Origin of the sequence: Lagierella massiliensis, assembly GCF_001407835.1 — a bacterium.
Taxonomy (GTDB): domain Bacteria; phylum Bacillota; class Clostridia; order Tissierellales; family Peptoniphilaceae; genus Mediannikoviicoccus; species Mediannikoviicoccus massiliensis.
Genome location: NZ_CYUO01000004.1, coordinates 523,747 through 540,262 on the forward strand (window position 1 = coordinate 523,747; position 16,516 = coordinate 540,262).

Annotated in this window: 17 protein-coding genes and 1 other annotated feature; of the genes, 13 read left to right on the forward strand and 4 right to left on the reverse strand. The window is 33.2% G+C overall.

Features of this window, described 5'->3' with window-relative positions:
• Position 1: 1 nt before the first annotated feature.
• The 11 genes from BN2746_RS02525 to BN2746_RS02575 all read left to right on the forward strand — a co-directional run bounded on the left by BN2746_RS02525 (position 2) and on the right by BN2746_RS02575 (position 8,914).
• Positions 2 to 3,292 (forward strand): penicillin-binding transpeptidase domain-containing protein, encoded by a 3,291-nt coding sequence (locus BN2746_RS02525; RefSeq protein ID WP_055078274.1) that lies wholly within the window; start codon positions 2 to 4, stop codon positions 3,290 to 3,292.
• A complete protein-coding gene (locus BN2746_RS02530) occupies positions 3,289 to 4,338 on the forward strand; it encodes a ribonuclease E/G (protein ID WP_055078275.1) in 1,050 nt (349 codons plus the stop codon). Before BN2746_RS02525 ends, BN2746_RS02530 begins: the two co-directional genes overlap by 4 nt.
• Positions 4,339 to 4,352: 14 nt before the next feature.
• Positions 4,353 to 4,421: a sequence feature (ribosomal protein L21 leader region), on the forward strand.
• A 9-nt stretch (positions 4,422 to 4,430) separates the two neighbouring features.
• Positions 4,431 to 4,742, forward strand: a complete 312-nt coding sequence (rplU, locus tag BN2746_RS02535) for a 50S ribosomal protein L21 (RefSeq protein ID WP_055078276.1) — start codon at positions 4,431 to 4,433, stop codon at positions 4,740 to 4,742.
• A gap of 1 nt (position 4,743) precedes the next feature.
• Positions 4,744 to 5,088: a ribosomal-processing cysteine protease Prp gene (locus BN2746_RS02540; RefSeq protein ID WP_055078277.1), complete on the forward strand. Its 345-nt coding sequence runs from the start codon at positions 4,744 to 4,746 to the stop codon at positions 5,086 to 5,088.
• Positions 5,088 to 5,378, forward strand: coding sequence for a 50S ribosomal protein L27 (gene rpmA, locus BN2746_RS02545; protein WP_055078278.1), 291 nt, complete (start codon positions 5,088 to 5,090; stop codon positions 5,376 to 5,378). The genes BN2746_RS02540 and rpmA overlap by 1 nt, the downstream gene beginning before the upstream one ends.
• 96 nt (positions 5,379 to 5,474) lie before the next feature.
• Entirely contained in the window at positions 5,475 to 6,746 is a 1,272-nt protein-coding gene (gene obgE, locus BN2746_RS02550; RefSeq protein ID WP_055078279.1) for a GTPase ObgE, read from the forward strand.
• A gap of 8 nt (positions 6,747 to 6,754) precedes the next feature.
• A complete protein-coding gene (gene yhbY, locus BN2746_RS02555; protein ID WP_055078280.1) occupies positions 6,755 to 7,042 on the forward strand; it encodes a ribosome assembly RNA-binding protein YhbY in 288 nt (95 codons plus the stop codon).
• Positions 7,029 to 7,628: a nicotinate (nicotinamide) nucleotide adenylyltransferase gene (gene nadD / locus BN2746_RS02560; RefSeq protein ID WP_055078281.1), complete on the forward strand. Its 600-nt coding sequence runs from the start codon at positions 7,029 to 7,031 to the stop codon at positions 7,626 to 7,628. The genes yhbY and nadD overlap by 14 nt, the downstream gene beginning before the upstream one ends.
• A complete protein-coding gene (yqeK, locus tag BN2746_RS02565; protein ID WP_055078282.1) occupies positions 7,621 to 8,208 on the forward strand; it encodes a bis(5'-nucleosyl)-tetraphosphatase (symmetrical) YqeK in 588 nt (195 codons plus the stop codon). Before nadD ends, yqeK begins: the two co-directional genes overlap by 8 nt.
• Positions 8,195 to 8,503 (forward strand): ribosome silencing factor, encoded by a 309-nt coding sequence (gene rsfS / locus BN2746_RS02570; RefSeq protein ID WP_055078283.1) that lies wholly within the window; start codon positions 8,195 to 8,197, stop codon positions 8,501 to 8,503. Before yqeK ends, rsfS begins: the two co-directional genes overlap by 14 nt.
• An 18-nt stretch (positions 8,504 to 8,521) precedes the next feature.
• Entirely contained in the window at positions 8,522 to 8,914 is a 393-nt protein-coding gene (locus BN2746_RS02575) for a Rid family detoxifying hydrolase (RefSeq protein ID WP_055078284.1), read from the forward strand.
• A gap of 136 nt (positions 8,915 to 9,050) precedes the next feature.
• Here BN2746_RS02575 and BN2746_RS08780 read toward each other — a convergent pair whose 3' ends face one another.
• The 4 genes from BN2746_RS08780 to BN2746_RS02590 are packed head-to-tail and all read right to left on the reverse strand — an operon-like array spanning position 9,051 to position 10,294.
• Entirely contained in the window at positions 9,051 to 9,194 is a 144-nt protein-coding gene (locus BN2746_RS08780; protein WP_077064905.1) for a YvrJ family protein, read from the reverse strand.
• 48 nt (positions 9,195 to 9,242) lie between these two features.
• Positions 9,243 to 9,461: a DUF2922 domain-containing protein gene (locus tag BN2746_RS02580; protein ID WP_055078285.1), complete on the reverse strand. Its 219-nt coding sequence runs from the start codon at positions 9,459 to 9,461 to the stop codon at positions 9,243 to 9,245.
• Between the two features lie 34 nt (positions 9,462 to 9,495).
• Complete coding sequence (locus BN2746_RS02585; RefSeq protein WP_055078286.1) at positions 9,496 to 9,693, reverse strand: DUF1659 domain-containing protein; 198 nt, start codon at positions 9,691 to 9,693, stop codon at positions 9,496 to 9,498.
• 25 nt (positions 9,694 to 9,718) lie between these two features.
• Positions 9,719 to 10,294 (reverse strand): sigma-70 family RNA polymerase sigma factor, encoded by a 576-nt coding sequence (locus tag BN2746_RS02590; RefSeq protein ID WP_055078287.1) that lies wholly within the window; start codon positions 10,292 to 10,294, stop codon positions 9,719 to 9,721.
• A gap of 151 nt (positions 10,295 to 10,445) precedes the next feature.
• Here BN2746_RS02590 and BN2746_RS02595 point away from each other — a divergent pair, with 151 nt between their 5' ends.
• On the forward strand, positions 10,446 to 10,904 hold the full coding sequence (locus BN2746_RS02595; RefSeq protein ID WP_055078288.1) for a hypothetical protein: 459 nt from the start codon (positions 10,446 to 10,448) through the stop codon (positions 10,902 to 10,904).
• A gap of 1,434 nt (positions 10,905 to 12,338) precedes the next feature.
• Positions 12,339 to 16,502: a hypothetical protein gene (locus tag BN2746_RS02600; RefSeq protein ID WP_055078289.1), complete on the forward strand. Its 4,164-nt coding sequence runs from the start codon at positions 12,339 to 12,341 to the stop codon at positions 16,500 to 16,502.
• The last annotated feature ends 14 nt before the right edge of the window (positions 16,503 to 16,516 follow it).

Sequence of the window (16,516 nt, forward strand, 5' to 3'; positions counted from 1 at the left end):
TATGAAAAAAATATTAAAAAATTTTTTGAATGGAACTGACAAAAAAGATAGATTTTTTATTACGAAAGTCATTCTATGGATTTTAATGATAGTTCTTTTTCTAAAGCTATTTTATTTAACCATAGTAAAAGGCGATTACTATAGAGATATGTCTGAAAACACAAGAATAAGAGACGTTGAAATAGCAGCTCCAAGGGGAAACATCTATGATAGAAATGGAGAAATTCTTGCGACCAATAAAACGGTTTTTACAGCCAGTATATTAAAGAATGAATTTTTGGAACATGATATAGAAGAAAGAAATAAAAACTTGAGGGACTTGAGTAGACTTTTGGAACTTGATGGATCTAATGTAAATCCCGATTATGTACTTTCCTTAAATCTAATAAAATATAAAGACAAGAAGTCATATAGTAGTGAAGAACTCAGTCCAATGGAAAAAATGATAGAGATTATAAAGGACAATGATATTCTTAAAACTTTAATCTACAAAGAAGAAGAACATAAGGGATATAAGTACAGAGTTATAGATACTATTTCAAAGTCAATGAGAAATAAAGGCATTGACTTACCTATTATGTCTAAAAATGGAAAGATAGAATTTGTAAATCCTGAAGGCTCAAAGTTCTTAAATGAAAATTCCTATTATGAGGGAGAGCCAGTCTACGAATTTTTAGGTAGGGTACTTAATAAAGATGAAGGTATTATTAGAAATATACTTAATCATCCCGTTGGACGAAAGCTTGCCTTTGAACAATTAGAGGAGTCAAACCTTGAAGAGAATTTGGAACTTGTACCAATGGGATTTCAAGATGAAATGGCACTTTGGGAAACAAAGTCGAAGCTTGCCAAGGAATATCCTGAAATTACGGAGAAATCATCTGCAAAAGATGACTTTGTAGCCATTGTAAAAAAATCTTCCTTAGATGAGTTAATTTCAAATGTAACTATTAATTCAAAAGAGGAGGAACAGATAAAAGTTCCAGCAAAGTACGCCTTGGAACTACTGGATAAAAATAATATAAAACACAATCTGAAAGTTGTTTTAGATGAACAAGATCCTAATCACCCTGTTGCTAATATGGAATATAGGGATGATGATAAACACGAATTAAACGCAAAAGACATGTTGATATCTTTACTCAATGAAAACAAATTGATGTCTGAATTTATAACAAATGAAGATATTAAGTACATTGCGCAAAGTATCAATACAAATAAAAATATTATTCCATCAATTTCTGTCAAGGATTGGACCTATTCATATGAAAAAAATATTGATGATATGTATGAAAGATTTAAGCTTGATAGAAAAAAAGACAATATAAAAAAACTTTACAAAGAGATTATAGAATACTATGAACTTGAAGACTATGAGCTATATGATCAATACAACATATTAAAACTTTATGATCTCATAAATAAGCATGGAGATTTGAGATATGTTCCCCTTGACTTAACATATAATCTATCGGAAGTGACATTTGCTTCAATTGAAGAGAGATTTCCAATGGGTTCAGGAATAATTGTCGACTCTGAACCTATAAGATATTACCCTGAAGGTTCCCTTGCATCTCATACAATTGGATATATCGGAAAAATTTCTACGGAAGTTGAAAAAAACGAATATCTTTCTGATGAAAATTACAACTTGGCATCACTAATTGGTAAAAATGGAATTGAGGAAAGCCAAGAGCGTCAGTTAAAGGGAGTTAATGGAAGTAGAAGAGTGAAGGTTGATAATCGTGGTAATGTTACAGAGGTCTTAGGAGAGACGAAACCAACACCAGGAAATGACGTATATGTATCACTTGACAAAAACATTCAAAAAGTTGCAGAGGACGCACTTAAAGAAACTATAAATTCACTTCAAACAGACAATGTGTTCAACTCCAAATGGGGAGATGTAAATTTTGTAAACTCAAATACCACAGGGCAATATAAAGATGCAAGTTCAGGCTCAGTTGTAGTATTAAATGCAAAGACTGGGCAGCTTGTTGCCCTTGCAAATGCACCAGATATAAACTTAAATATGTTTTCAACGGGAATATCTGCTTCTGATTGGAAAAATCTATTCCCTAAAGACGAAAGAGATTTACTTGCTCCAAGACCACTTTTAAATATGGCACTTCAATCTGCTATACAGCCTGGTTCAACCTTTAAACTCGCCACATCACTTGCAGGTCTTGAAACGGGACTTAACCCAGACTACACAATAAAATGTCAAGGTTTTATTGAAGTTGGAGGAAGAACATTCCAAGATGCAATTTGGGGACTCAACAGAGGAGTCCATGGAAATGAAGGTACAAGAGAAGCCATTAGAGACTCATGTAACTACTACTTCTACAACTTGGCCCTTGGAGTGGATAAGGGTTCTAAAGAAAATGGACCTTATAAACTAAGCGTAGATGATGTAGCAAAATATGCAAAGATACTTGGACTTGGAGAAAAGACAGGAATAGACATAAATATTCCTAAAGAAACTATGGGAACACTACCAGATAGGAATATAAAGAAGGCAACCTATAGAAATTTATATAAAAGTTTCTTAGAGGAAAATTCGAAAAAATATTTAGTTGAATCCAATATAAAAAAAGAAGAATTAGAAGAAAAAATTCAAACTATGCTAAAGTGGATTGACGAAAAAGAAGTTCCATCTGAAACTGAAATTGTAAGAAGACTTAAAGAACTTGGATTTGATACAGTTAAAGTTGTAGGTGACTCAAAACAAAATTTCCCAGCACAGATAAAGTATATCTATATTGACCAATCAAATTGGCTTGTGGGAGATAGTTTGAACGTAGTAATCGGTCAGGGACAAAATGCCTACAGTCCTATTCAAATGGCAAGATACATGGCGACTATTGCAAATGGAGGAACGAAAAACAAGGTTTCAGTTGTAGACGAGGTAAAAGATCCAATTAGTGGTAGGGTTATTTACAAAAACAGTCCTACTGGCAAGAAAATAGAAATCGAAGACTTTTCAGCCCTACAAGTTATAAAAGAAGGTGCCAATATGGCGGCTAATGAAGGTCATACAGGTAGAGTTTTAGGCAAACTTCCATTTGAAATGGGTGTTAAGTCGGGAACTGCAGAAGTTGGATTTACAAATCCAGTTACCCACAAGCCATATAGCGACTATGGATGGATGATAGGATTTGCACCTTACGATAACCCAGAGTATGTTATCGCTGCAGTAGTAACACAATCAGGTACAAGTATGAACATCAGTCCGATGATAAGAGAGATTATGGGAGCTTGTCTTGAAGCCTCTCCAAAGGAAAACAAATGATAAAATACTTTGTAGAAAATCAAAAAGATGGTCTAATAGTTGGCGCCATAAATGAAAACAAATTACAAAATATTTTAAAAATCACAAATAAAGAGGGTATCTTTATTGCAAGAGTGGAAAGAAAGATGCCAAACTACAATGGATATATAATTTCTCTAAACGACAAGAACAAGGGTCTTCTTGATGAAAATAAAACTACTAAAGATGTAAAGTTAGGAGACTTTGTGATAGTAGGCCTTTATAAAAAGACAACAGAAGATAAATTGGATAAATACACTATGAACTACTCTATTCCTGGGCGTTACATTGTGTATTATCCAAACTCAAACAAGATAAATGTGTCGAAAAAAATACCTGATGTTGAAAGAAAAATCCTCATCGAAAAAACAAAAGTTAATAATATTGAAGGTGTAGATTTAAGGACAAATGCCTATAGAGTAAATTTTTCTAAAATTTTAAAAGAGTACGAAAGGCTTATAAAGGTAAATGAAAAAATTTTACAGGAATCAAACTTTTTACCTATACCACGAAAATTATTTACATCCTACAAAAATCTTTTTTCCATATTGGAAGATAAAGAAAATATCCTTGTAAACGATAGAGAGATTTATAAATTTTTAGAAAAGTATTTGGATGAAAGCCACATTAAGTTTGATGAAAATTATTCATATAAATTTGATGGTGAAATAGAAGAGGATTTGGTGAACTTTAAGAGAGGAATCCTGCCCTTACCAAGTGGTGGAAATATCATAGTTGAAAAGACGAAGGCGATGACAGTTGTAGATGTAAATGGAATTGGAGATAAAAATTTCTTAAATACTAACAAAGAGGCGGTTATCGAAACCCTACGAGTTATTGAAGTCTTAAACCTACATGGAATTATTGTGGTTGATGCCATTACAATGAATTGGGAAGATGAAAAATTACTTTTTAATTTTATTGAAGAAAGATTAAAGATGTATCCAAAAATGAAATTTCATGGAATTACAAAATTAGGTCTTTTAGAATTCACAAAATCTGCAATCACTGTTGACATTTCAAGATAATTGAAATATAATAATCAAGTGTGTAACCGCACGATTCAGGTTTTAAAGCGAAGGCACCTGTGTCGGCGAGTCTTAATATGAGGAGGTGCACTATGTACGCAATAATTGAAACAGGTGGAAAACAATTAAATGTTGAGGTTGGCAAAAGCTACAGAGTTGAAAAACTTAATGTATCTGAAGGAGATACTGTAGAATTTGACAAGGTCCTAATGATTTCTGATGGAGACGAACTTAAAGTAGGTAAACCAGTTGTTGAAGGAGCAAAAGTTAAAGCAACAGTTGAAGCTCAAGGTAAAAACAAGAAGGTTATCGTTTATAAGTTCAAAGCAAAAAAGAACTTCAGAAAGAAAAAAGGTCATCGTCAACCTTACACTCAAGTAAAAATAGAAGCAATAGAAGGTTAATATGATTAAGGCTAAGATTATTATAAACAAAGCTAAAGATATTACAAGCGTTTCAGTAATGGGTCATGCGGACTCAAGTGAATATGGCGAAGATATTATCTGTGCTGCTGTTTCTATATATCTTACCAACACAATAAGCACATTAACTGACATAGTTAAAGTAGAAGACTTTATAGAATATGAGATTGGTGAGGGACATTTTTTATTAAATGTATACTATGACAATCTTTGTTTAGAAAAGAAAAAGGAAACTGCTTTAATATTAGAGAGTTTAAAATTAGCCTTGACTTCAGTTGAGGATTCATACGGGAAATACATTAAAATTGTAACTGAGGAGGTGCAATAATGTTAAAGCTTAATTTGCAATTATTCTCCAGTAAAAAGGGAGTAAGTTCATCTAAGAACGGTCGTGACAGTAACGCTAAGATGCTTGGTACAAAGAGAGCAGATGGACAATTCGTTTTAGCGGGAAATATTCTTGTTAGACAAAGAGGAACAAAAATTCATCCAGGAACTAACGTAGGTAAGGGAAGTGACGACACTTTATTTGCAAAAGTTGACGGAGTTGTAAAATTTGAAAGATTAGGAAAGACAAAGAAAAAAGTTTCTGTTTATCCTAAAGAAAATTTAGCTTAATTAATCACCGTTTATCGGTGATTTTTATTTTCTGGTTATTTTCTGTAAATGTATGATATTATAAGAACAGAAAGAAGAGATTGAAAGGAAAATAATATGTTTATAGATATAGCAAAGATAGAATTAAAAGCAGGAAAGGGCGGCGATGGAGCTGTTGCCTTTAGACGAGAGAAATTTGAACCATCAGGTGGGCCCTTTGGTGGCGACGGTGGAAACGGAGGAAGTATATTCTTTGTTGCAGATGATTCTGTAACAACCCTATTAGATTTTAGATATAAAAAACACTACAAGGCAGAGAATGGTCAAAATGGTAGAACGAAGAAGATGTTTGGAAAGGCTGGAGAAGATTTATATCTTAAAGTTCCAGTAGGAACCCTTATCAAAGACTTTGACACCGACACAGTTATGTTTGACCTAAGAGAAAATGGTCAAGAGGCCCTTGTGTGTAAAGGTGGTAGAGGTGGAAGAGGTAATGCAAGATTTGCCACATCCAAAAGACAGGCACCAAGGTTTGCAGAACCTGGGACAAAAGGTGAAGAAAAGACCATAAAACTTGAGATGAAACTAATTGCAGATGTTGGTCTGGTGGGAATGCCAAATGTTGGAAAGTCTTCACTACTATCAATCATGTCAAAGGCAAGACCGAAGATTGCAAACTATCACTTCACAACACTTGAACCAAATCTTGGGGTTGTGGATGTGGGAAACCATAATTCATTTGTAATAGCGGATATACCTGGACTTATAGAAGGTGCCAGCGAAGGTGTGGGACTTGGTTTTGACTTTTTAAAGCACATTGAAAGAACAAAAGTCTTAGTTCATGTACTTGATGTGTCTGGTTCAGAAGGAAGAGATCCAATCGAGGACTATAATATTATAAGAAAGGAAATGCTTTCTTATAATCTAAAAATCGGCGACAAGAGAGAGATAATTGTTGCAAATAAAATGGATATTCCTGGGGCAGAAGATGGCTTAGAGAAATTAAAAAAAGTATTTTCAGATAGACTCGAAGATATAATTGCAATTTCTGCTGCCACAACAGACAATATTGATGGATTAAAATATAAAATTTATGAAGCTGTACAAGAAGCAAATACAAATCCACAGACATTTGATGAAATTTATATTCCAGTGGAAGAAGAAGCGGAACCGGACTACACAATTACAAAGGAAGATGGTGCATACATCGTCACTGGACCACTAATAGACAACTTAGTATATAGAACGAATTTTGAAGACCATGAAGCACTACGCCATTTCCAAAAGGTTTTAACAGACAAGGGAGTCTTTGAAGAGCTAAAGGAAAAAGGAATCGAAGAAAATGATACAGTAATCGTAGGCGAAATGGAATTTGACTATTTGGGATAGGAGGTAATATGATAAATCCTAAACAGAGATCCTACCTTAAAGGACTTGCTCACAACATGGAGCCACTTTTAAGAATAGGTAAAGACGGTGTAACAAAAAACACCATCACAGAATTAGACGATCTTTTAAACAGCAGAGAACTGGTTAAAATAAAAATTTTGGACAACAACTTGGACAATAGACAAGAGATGATTGAAGAGATAACAGAAGAATTACAATGCGAATTTGTTCAATTTATCGGCTCAAAGCTAACAATTTATAGACAATCAGAGGAAAAGAAAATTGAGTTGCCATAACTTTGGAATTTTTGGAGGGACATTTAACCCTGTGCATATAGGACATCTAATCCTTGCCCAGGAAGTAAAGGAGAAGATGAATTTGGGAAAAATTATCTTTGTCCCTTCTGGAAACCCTCCCCACAAGACTGCAGAAGTGGATAAAGAAGATAGGCTCAAAATGTTAAGACTTGCAGTTGAAGATAACAGTGATTTTTTAATTGAGGATTATGAAATCAAAAAGACATCAAAATCCTATTCCCTTGAGACCGTTGAGTACTTAGAAGAAAAATATAATTGTAAAGATATGTACTTTATTATTGGTGAGGACTCCTTTATGGAAATCGAAGAGTGGTATAGATATGAAGAACTTATTTCAAAGGTTAAGCTCATTGTGGTAAATAGAAAGACCGAGTACAAAGATACCATTGAAGAGAAGATTAAAAGATATGCTAAAAAGGGCATAGAAGTGAAATTTGTAAAGATACCAAATCTTGAAATATCTTCTTCATATATAAGAGAAGAATTTAAAGAAAAAAGAGATCCAAAATATTATATACCAAAGGCTTCCTATGAATATATAAGACAAAGAGGTCTATATGATTAATAAAGATGAAATAATTGAAGACTTAAAGGTTATGCTTTCAAAAAGTCGTTATGAACACACCCTTTCCGTAGCAAAAAAAGCTGTTGAAATTGGAAAGCATTTTGGTCTAAAGGAAGAGACCTGTGAACTTGCAGGTCTTCTTCATGACTGTGCAAAGGGAAATGAAAAATTTTACGAAGAGAAATACAAAAAAGAATTTAACGAACTTTTAAGTCAAAGTGAAAATAGACAGTATGAAAATCCATATTTAAAACACTGCTTATTGGGTATGATAGTAGCGAAGGAAAAATATAAAGTTAGTGACAAAGAAATACTTAATGCTATAAAAGAACATACAACGGGAAGTTTAAATATGACAGAACTTGCGAAGGTTCTCTACTTGGCAGACAAGACTGAAGATAACAGAGATTATGACGGTGTAGAAGCGATTAGAAAAGTTTCTATAACCGATATGGACAAGGCAATTGTGCTAAGTCTAAATAACACGATAAAATACTTAATTGAAAAAAATCGAACCATCGCACCAGAGAGTATAGAACTTAGAAATTTTTTATTAGGAGGTATTGGTGAAAGAAATTGATTTAATAGTAAAGGCATGTGAAGACAAGATTGCAAAAGATGTGGTATCAATAAAATTACAAGAGGGAATGGCAATAGCAGATTATTTTGTAATCGCTACAGGTAATACATCCAGTCAGACTCAGGCAATTGCAGATGAAGTTGAAAAAGTGGCAGAAGAAAATGGTATTAATATCGTAGGAGTCGAAGGCTACAGGGAAGGTAGCTGGATACTTGTAGACCTGGGAGATATAATTGTACATGTTTTTACACCAGAAGCAAGAGAGTACTACAATCTTGAAAGATTGTGGAAATAAATATAAAGGAGATGTACCATGGGATTAGAATTTATAAAAACTCATAAGGCACCAGAAGCAATCGGACCTTATTCACAAGGAACAGTTGGAGAAAAAAATTCAAGAGTATTATTAGTATCAGGACAACTTCCAATTAAAGATGGAGAATTAAAGACAGATATTAAAGAAGCAACACTTGCAAGCCTTGAAAACGTACTTGAAATAGTTGTTGCAGGTGGCGGAAAATTAGAAGACATTGCAAGAGTTGGAGTATTTGTTAAAGATATGGACGACTTTGGCGAAGTGAACAAGGTATATGCAGATTTCTTTAAAGATCACAAACCGGCAAGAGCTTGTGTAGAGGTTGCTAAATTACCAAAGGATGCAGTAATAGAAATTGAAGCAACAGCATTAGTTGAAGACAATCTATAAAATACAAAAACCCTTTTACTACTACCTGTAAGAGGGTTTTCTATTTCAAGAAATTTTTTTTCAATAGGTGTCATTACTAATAAAATTTATTTTGTCTTAAATTTACAAAATAAAAAATCCCGGTTTCCCGGGACTTTTACTTCAAGCCTTGAATTACAACAGCAAGTTCTTTTATGCTCTCCGATAGAACTTCCAACTTAGACTCAATCCTGGTGATTAAAAACCAGGAAAGAACTATTGGAAAGCCTATGTTAGATACATATTCTAATAAATCTGTCATCGTAGCTCCTTTCTATAGTTAAAATCCGGCAACTATGCCGGACTATAACTAAAATATATTAAATTCTCGGTAAGTTGTTTCAACTACCTTTGCTTCCACAGCTTGGTCAAGAATTCCCTTCTTTCCCATTAACACTTTGTTTTCTACAATAGCTGTAACAGCGTTTTTAACCAATTCATCAGTTAAATCGTCTCTTATAAAGTCAAGTCTTACACTGCCTTTGTCGTTATTGGCATTTTTAAACTTCATTGAAAGATACTTTGCCATCTATTTCACCTCCTTTATTTACTTCAATCTCCTACTACTCAATTGTTGATTCTACAACCTTTGTAGTTTCAATGCTGTTGCCGTCTACTAATTGATATAGAATGTTAGCAACTTTTTTTAGGTTTTCATCAGTTGCCTCTTGGGAAATATTTGAGATTGTCTTTGATTTCATTTGAGTTTTTCCACCGTTATCAATCTCAAAACCAAGCTTCATCTTAATGCTCTTTATCATCCTTTTCACCTCCCAATTGTATATTCTAAATTTTAGAAATTTTACTACTCAATAAATATTTTTTTAGTTTTTTTAAAGCCATAGTCTTTGTATTAACCACAGTTCTATACTTAATATCATATTTATTTGCAATTTCAGAAATGGAAAATTTACCTATATAGAAGTCCAAAAGTACCCTTCTTTGCCTTTCAGTCAACTCACCAATAGCTTTATATAAAATTTTATATTCTTCATTTATCTCATACTCTTTTTCTATATTCATAGGATCCATTAACATATCCATCAAAGTTAAATCTTCCTCACCAATAGGAGCGTCAAGAGACAAATCCTCCTTAAATTTATTCTTACTTATATAAAAGAAGTAAAGTCTTGACTTCAAATAGCCTCCAAAAGAATCATTTTTATTAAAATCATAATCCATTAGAGCTTCACAAACTTCAAGCACACCTTCATCATAAAGCTCCTCAAACTCATGAGGCTTGTTATAGTATCTGTTTATGGAAGAAACTATAAGAGGATGATACTTTTCAACAATTAAATGAACATTTGCCATGTCCTTACTTTCAACAATATTTTCAATCTGCAATTTATCAGTTTTCAAAATAGAACCTTTCTTGCAGCTGCATTAAATTCCCGGGTACTTAGATAATAAAATTACTTAGACATTTAACAAAAAATGGAATTGAGTAAAAATAAAAGGAACATTGACTACGAACATATGTTCTGATATACTTTCCCTAAGGAGGTTAAAGATGCTTTATAAAGAAAATATCGTAGCAGTCGAACCAATATATGTAAAAGGTTTTGGAGATGCCACAAAAATATACCTTAAAAATGGAGAGACTAAAGTAGACAAAAGAAAGATAAACACCATACTTAAAGAAATGGCGAAAAGAGAATTAGTAGATATGACACAAGTACATCAGCTTATAAAAAAATATCTTTCAATTAGAAAATCAATTCCATTCGTCTTTAACAAAAATTACATTTACATTGGAATAAAGACAAGAAAACCGATTTGCAAAAATGATGCAACACTCGCTTTTATAAACCTAAATGAAATTAAAGAATACAATAATGGAATTTTGTACTTAAAAAACGGAGCAGAAATAAAAGTTTTAGATAGCAAAACCCTTATCAGAAGAAAGATAAATAACGGAATACTCTGTGGAATTTTAATCGAAGACAGAAAGAGATTTACACAACAGTAGTAGAGATTTAAAAAAATTTTTTCTATTCCTCGACATGATAGCATGGTAAGTTTCTCCTTCGCCGTGTCATTCTGAGCGGAAAAATTCCGAAGGAATTTTGGAGTCGAAGAATCTCGTACTTATCTCACTTAGAAATGTAAATAACCCAATAATGTCATCCTGAGCGGAAATTTTGCAAAGCAAAATTGTAGTCGAAGGATCTCGTTTTTTCCTTCGTCATGAATCAAATTGGTGTACTTTTTGTATAAAAGTTCACACTAAAATTTTATAGTTTATTTTGTAGGGTGTAACCCTACTACCTGGTTTTTTCTAATTATTATCAAGGGGGAAAAGGAACCTTTTCGTACGGTTCCTATCCCCCTTGAGACCCCCTTTACCTCCCAACGACTCGGGGTAAACCCCAAGACCTTTTTAGTAGTAAGGTAGAAAATCTTTCGGATTTTCTACTTTTTTATAGTGTTGTAGTGCGTTTCTCCTTCGACATGTCATTCTGAGCGAAAAAATTCCGAAGGAATTTTGGAGTCGAAGAATCTCGTTTTTTCCTTACGTTCTTTTGAGATCCTTCGAGTCGCTCACGCTCCCTCAGGATGACAGGGGGATGAAGTGAGATGTTTCGACTCGCTTTGCTCGCTCAACATGACAGCATGGTAAGTTTTTTCTTCGCCATGTCATTCTGAACGGAAATTTTTGCGAAGCAGAAATTGAAGTCGAAGAATTCTTGACCTAACAGAAGACGAAGTCTTCGTTGTAGGTCAAATGTCGATCTCGTTTCACTTTTCGTAGAAAAGTGTCAGAAGGCGACCTCCTTTCTAACATTTTAGATTGACCTTACTATGTTTTCAATATAAAAAAATATAGCTACAATTAACTATAGTCTTAAAAAATAAAGTTTATTAACTATTTGTAACAGTTGCAAATATACAAACTTATCAAAATAACAAATGGCTAAAAATTAATATTTACAGCCGGGTATAGGAATTTTAAACTACAACAGTTGTATAAAATTATAAAAACATGAATAAAAAACGATTTTACAAACATTTTTATTCATTTAAAAAATCTTCTATCAGCATTTTCCAACAAAGAATAAACAAATATACTAAATAATATGCTATAATAATTAAAAAGATAGCAGTATTCGGCGAATTAATAAATTTTTTTCAAATTTAAAAACATAGACTTATAAGGTTAATTTTTTTAAAATTCAAATCTAAAAAAGTTGATGAATTTAAATTTTTTTGTATGTCGGAAAACTATCTAAAATAAAGAGGGAGGGATAAGGAAGTAGTTTTATTATTTGCGAAATTTTACTCTTATAATAAAACGATAAACAAAGAAAAGTCTACTCAAATCAAAATAAATCTTATAGTCAAATGATGTAAAGATGAATTTTGAAAATTAAATTTTAAAATCCAATTGAGAAAGGAGAAAATTATGCAAAAATCAAAAAGAAATTATCTGCGAAGAACAACTTCGCTATTAATGGCAATGATTATGATAGCATCGTGTTTTTCGCAAATAGTTTTGGCAGAAGAAGAGCCAAAGATGGGCATGACAAGTGTACAATCTGTGGCAGATAAAGCTTTTTTCGAGTACAAAGATACAAGTAAAGAGCTAAATTGGGAAGACCAAATCAGTAACCAAGATTTTTACTGGCCATTAGATACAGGTCAAACATTGAGGAGAGTAACTTATACTGACCCGGTAAATATCTCAAGTTTAGATTTTAATGGTTACTACATCAATGCAGAAGGTAGAACAGTACTAAGACTTGTCTATAACTTCTATGCAGCAGCTGCATCAGGGGTGTGGAGAACTACTCACTTTAGATTTGACAAGAATCTATATAACAAAATAGATTGGAATAAATCAGGTGTAAAAAAATCAACTGGTGATGAAATTTTACCGTTTTCCGATACAAATAGAGATTATGAGAAGAAGGTCTTAAACCCAGAGGGTGCTAATGGAATAATAAACGATACCTATGCGTCAAGATCCAATTATTTGCCAGTAGAGTTAGTATTAAAAGATGGTATTAATATTGAATCTCTTGGTAAAAACACCTATTTCGTACAATCAAGATTGATATCTGAAAATGATAGATTTGTCTATGCTTATGCGCCAAAGGGTTCAAGTGCAGACTATACAACCTATACATTTACAACACCAGTTGTAGTTGGAAATAGAGATTTTAATTTATTCCTACCTGGTGGTTTAAACGACGACGAATATGTTCGTTCTCAAGTAAGAGGTAGATCTTTTACTGCAGAATATGACCCATCTTTTGATGTTAAGAACAATAGAGGAAAACTTAGTCTTCAATATCTTTTTAGACATTCACTATTGTATACAGAAATGCAAACTGACAGCAGGGGAAAAAGACCATATGCCTTTGTTATAAGTTTTGATAAGCGTATAGCAGATTTATTACCTAAAGATAAAGACAATCCTTCCCAAACTATAGTTGGAAGAACGCAAGCAAAGGATAGTAATAAGAGACCAAAGGGAACTACTTTGGCAATCAAAAGAGAAAATATCTTTGTTAAGGGCAATGTTGCATACATCATGGTAGTAAATGATAAACATTCAAGCTATCAAACATATAACATTGCAAATATTGATAGTCCAACAGAAAACCCAAGTGAAGCTGGTTTTATAAAAGCTAATCCTATAGTTGTTTCAAGTCTTAAAAATACGATTTATGCAAACGTAGCTATGGACTTTGCTACCTTTGATTTATATGTTGACAACAAAAAGGCAAGTGATGTTGTTGGAGAAGATGAAAACCCAATGGACATTACAAACTTTGAAAACTATGTAATTTCTTCAGGTTTAGTAGTACCTAACGCTGAAGGCTGGAATGAATATTCCTATGAATTTACAGAAGATCTTACAATTCCAGATGGAGGAAACTTCCAATTCCTAATGTCAAAAGAAGTTCCAGGAAAATTACACACTGTTCACGCAACAATAGAAAAACCAGATATTAATACTAAGACGATTATGATGGATAGGATTGGTTACCGTCATGATGTATCTTGGTATACATGGGGAGCTGCAGGTGGAAAAACAAAGAGTGGTCACGAAGCCATGTCTGATCCTAAAGATAATGGTGAAATCCAACAATTGAACTTCCTTGGTGGACGTCAAATTAAAAAAGGTGACATCCTAAGAGTACTGGTACAAAACCCAGGATATACTGGTATTCCTCTATTTATTACTGGTATCAACTGGAATACAGTTGGACAAGCAGATGGCGACGGTGGATATGATTTGGCAATACAAAACGACTATAACGTAGATGGTCAATTAGCAAATGCTGCAGCCTCTTGGTCACCACAACAAGTAAAAACAGCAACTTTCACCTATACTCCAGCAGAATATGATGAAACAAAACCAGCTGATGAAAATAATCCACAAACTAAAGTGGTTAACATCACAAAAGAAGGTAAATTCAAATCAAGTGATCTTAGTGTATTTAAATTTAGAAATGACAATATTGCATTAGGTGGATCTAAATTTACTATAGACATGAGAAAGGTAAAACCAGGAACCAAGGCTGTATTAAAGACAGAATTAAATAATGGAACAATTAAAGAAGCTGAAATAGGAACAACAGGAACTGTCTTTAAAGACCATGGAAAAGATTACAGACCATTCTATGTAAATTCATCTAATATTCTAAGTATGATGTCCCTTAGAAAGGCACACTATCTTCCAAAACAAGAAATCTTTACCAACGACTACACAGGTATAGACATGAAGACAAATACTTCTGGACTAATAGAAAAAGCTGGTACAGGAAAAGAAGAAGACGATTCAGGATCAGTTGAATCGACATTTGAATATGAAAAATATAAAAAATTAAAAGAAGAACTTGAAAAGTTTAATCCACTAACAGAAAATTTGGATAAGTTTATGACAAATGCAAAACAACTAAGAGGCTACAGCCGTTACAATGGTGGTACAGTTGTAAATGCACTATTCCCACAAGATGTTGTAAATGAAGCAAATCCAAAACCATCACAAGATGGAAAACAAGTAAGCGACTTGGCTTTAGACCATAAACTAAAAGAAAAGGGAGACAAAGACCATTTAGGTGAAATTGAAATTGACATGTCTTCAAAAGTAAAAGCTAAAGACAAAAATGGCGCAGAACATGAATACGAAGCCTTCATGTACGCCTTAGATACACCTACTGGTGTAACTTTAAAGAAAGATATGCAAGTGTTCTTAACAAACTCAGAAGAATCTTCCCTATATTCAAAGTGGAAAGAAGAAAGAGTTAGAGCAAGAGTGTTGTTCGATAAAAACACAGATCAAAACTTTAAAGTAGAAGCTGCCCCTAAGGACAAAGATGGAAATGTAACTCCTAACGCAGATCATATTGTAAAAATCGTTCCAGATAACGAAAAATATATACAAGATAAAGATTACAAAGCAAATGGATTTAGTGAAAAATCAGGAGCAGTTCTTAAAGATGACTACGGAAAAGAATTAGCAGGAGAAGAACTTGAACTAAGAAAATGGCCTGAAAAACCAGAGGCTATAACAGTTGCCGGAGAAACAAAAGAATTCTTAGGCTGGGCAACAAAACAAGTAACAGCAGAAGAATTCGCTGACCTTGACACTTTAACAGATGTTAAAGAGTGGGCAACAGCTTCCACAACAGGTTATAAAGTAACAGAAGATTCTCCATTCGATTCACATCAAGTGCTATATGCGGTTTATGGAGAAGGTATTTCAGCAATCTACAACCCAGAACAAAAATATGATGAAGCTAAGGATAAACAATATATCGAAGCAATTCTAAAACCTGGTGAAACTGCTCCAACAGATCCTAACACTGAATATAAATTGGTTCAAAAGAATTCTGATGGAACTTATAAGGAAATTGATGTACCTGTTACAAAAGATGGCGATAAGATTACATTCGACGTAAAGAATAAGAATATTGTTCACGATGGAGAATATTATATCGCTGTAACTGAACCAGGAAAGGGAACATCATATTCCGACACAGCAGTTAAAGTTGATAAACAAGGTCCAACATTGGGAACTCCTGGAAATGAAATCACTTTAGTTCAAGACGCTTTTGGTTACCAAGTAAAAATTTCTGCAAATGCAAAGGATGACTCTGGTATTTTAAGAGTTTACGCAGAAGAAGACAAAGATAATGGTTACTATGACAAAGAAGCAAATGAAATTAATGCTAACTTAAATGAATCTATTCAAAAACAAGGTGGAACTCAAAAGAAATTTAAAGTAACTGCAGTAGATAAGTTCGGTAATAAGACCGAAGCTACAAAGGAAGTTAGCCCAAAGGCTAAACCTCTTGTAATCAAAGCAGAAAGACCACTTAGTGGTGATGATTTCATTTATGTAAAAGCAGATAAAGACGTAAATCTTAAAATAAAAGTTATTAATAGAGATAAAAGTGAAGCATTATCTATGAATCACACTCAAAAAAGTGCAACAGATAAAATCGACCTTGTTAACTCAGACGGTTCAGCATTTACTTTGAAAAAAGGACAAAAGGTTAAAATAAATGCAACTAAAGATGGTATGTCAACTAATCTAACGATTAGAGTAAGATAGTGATTAAAAAATTA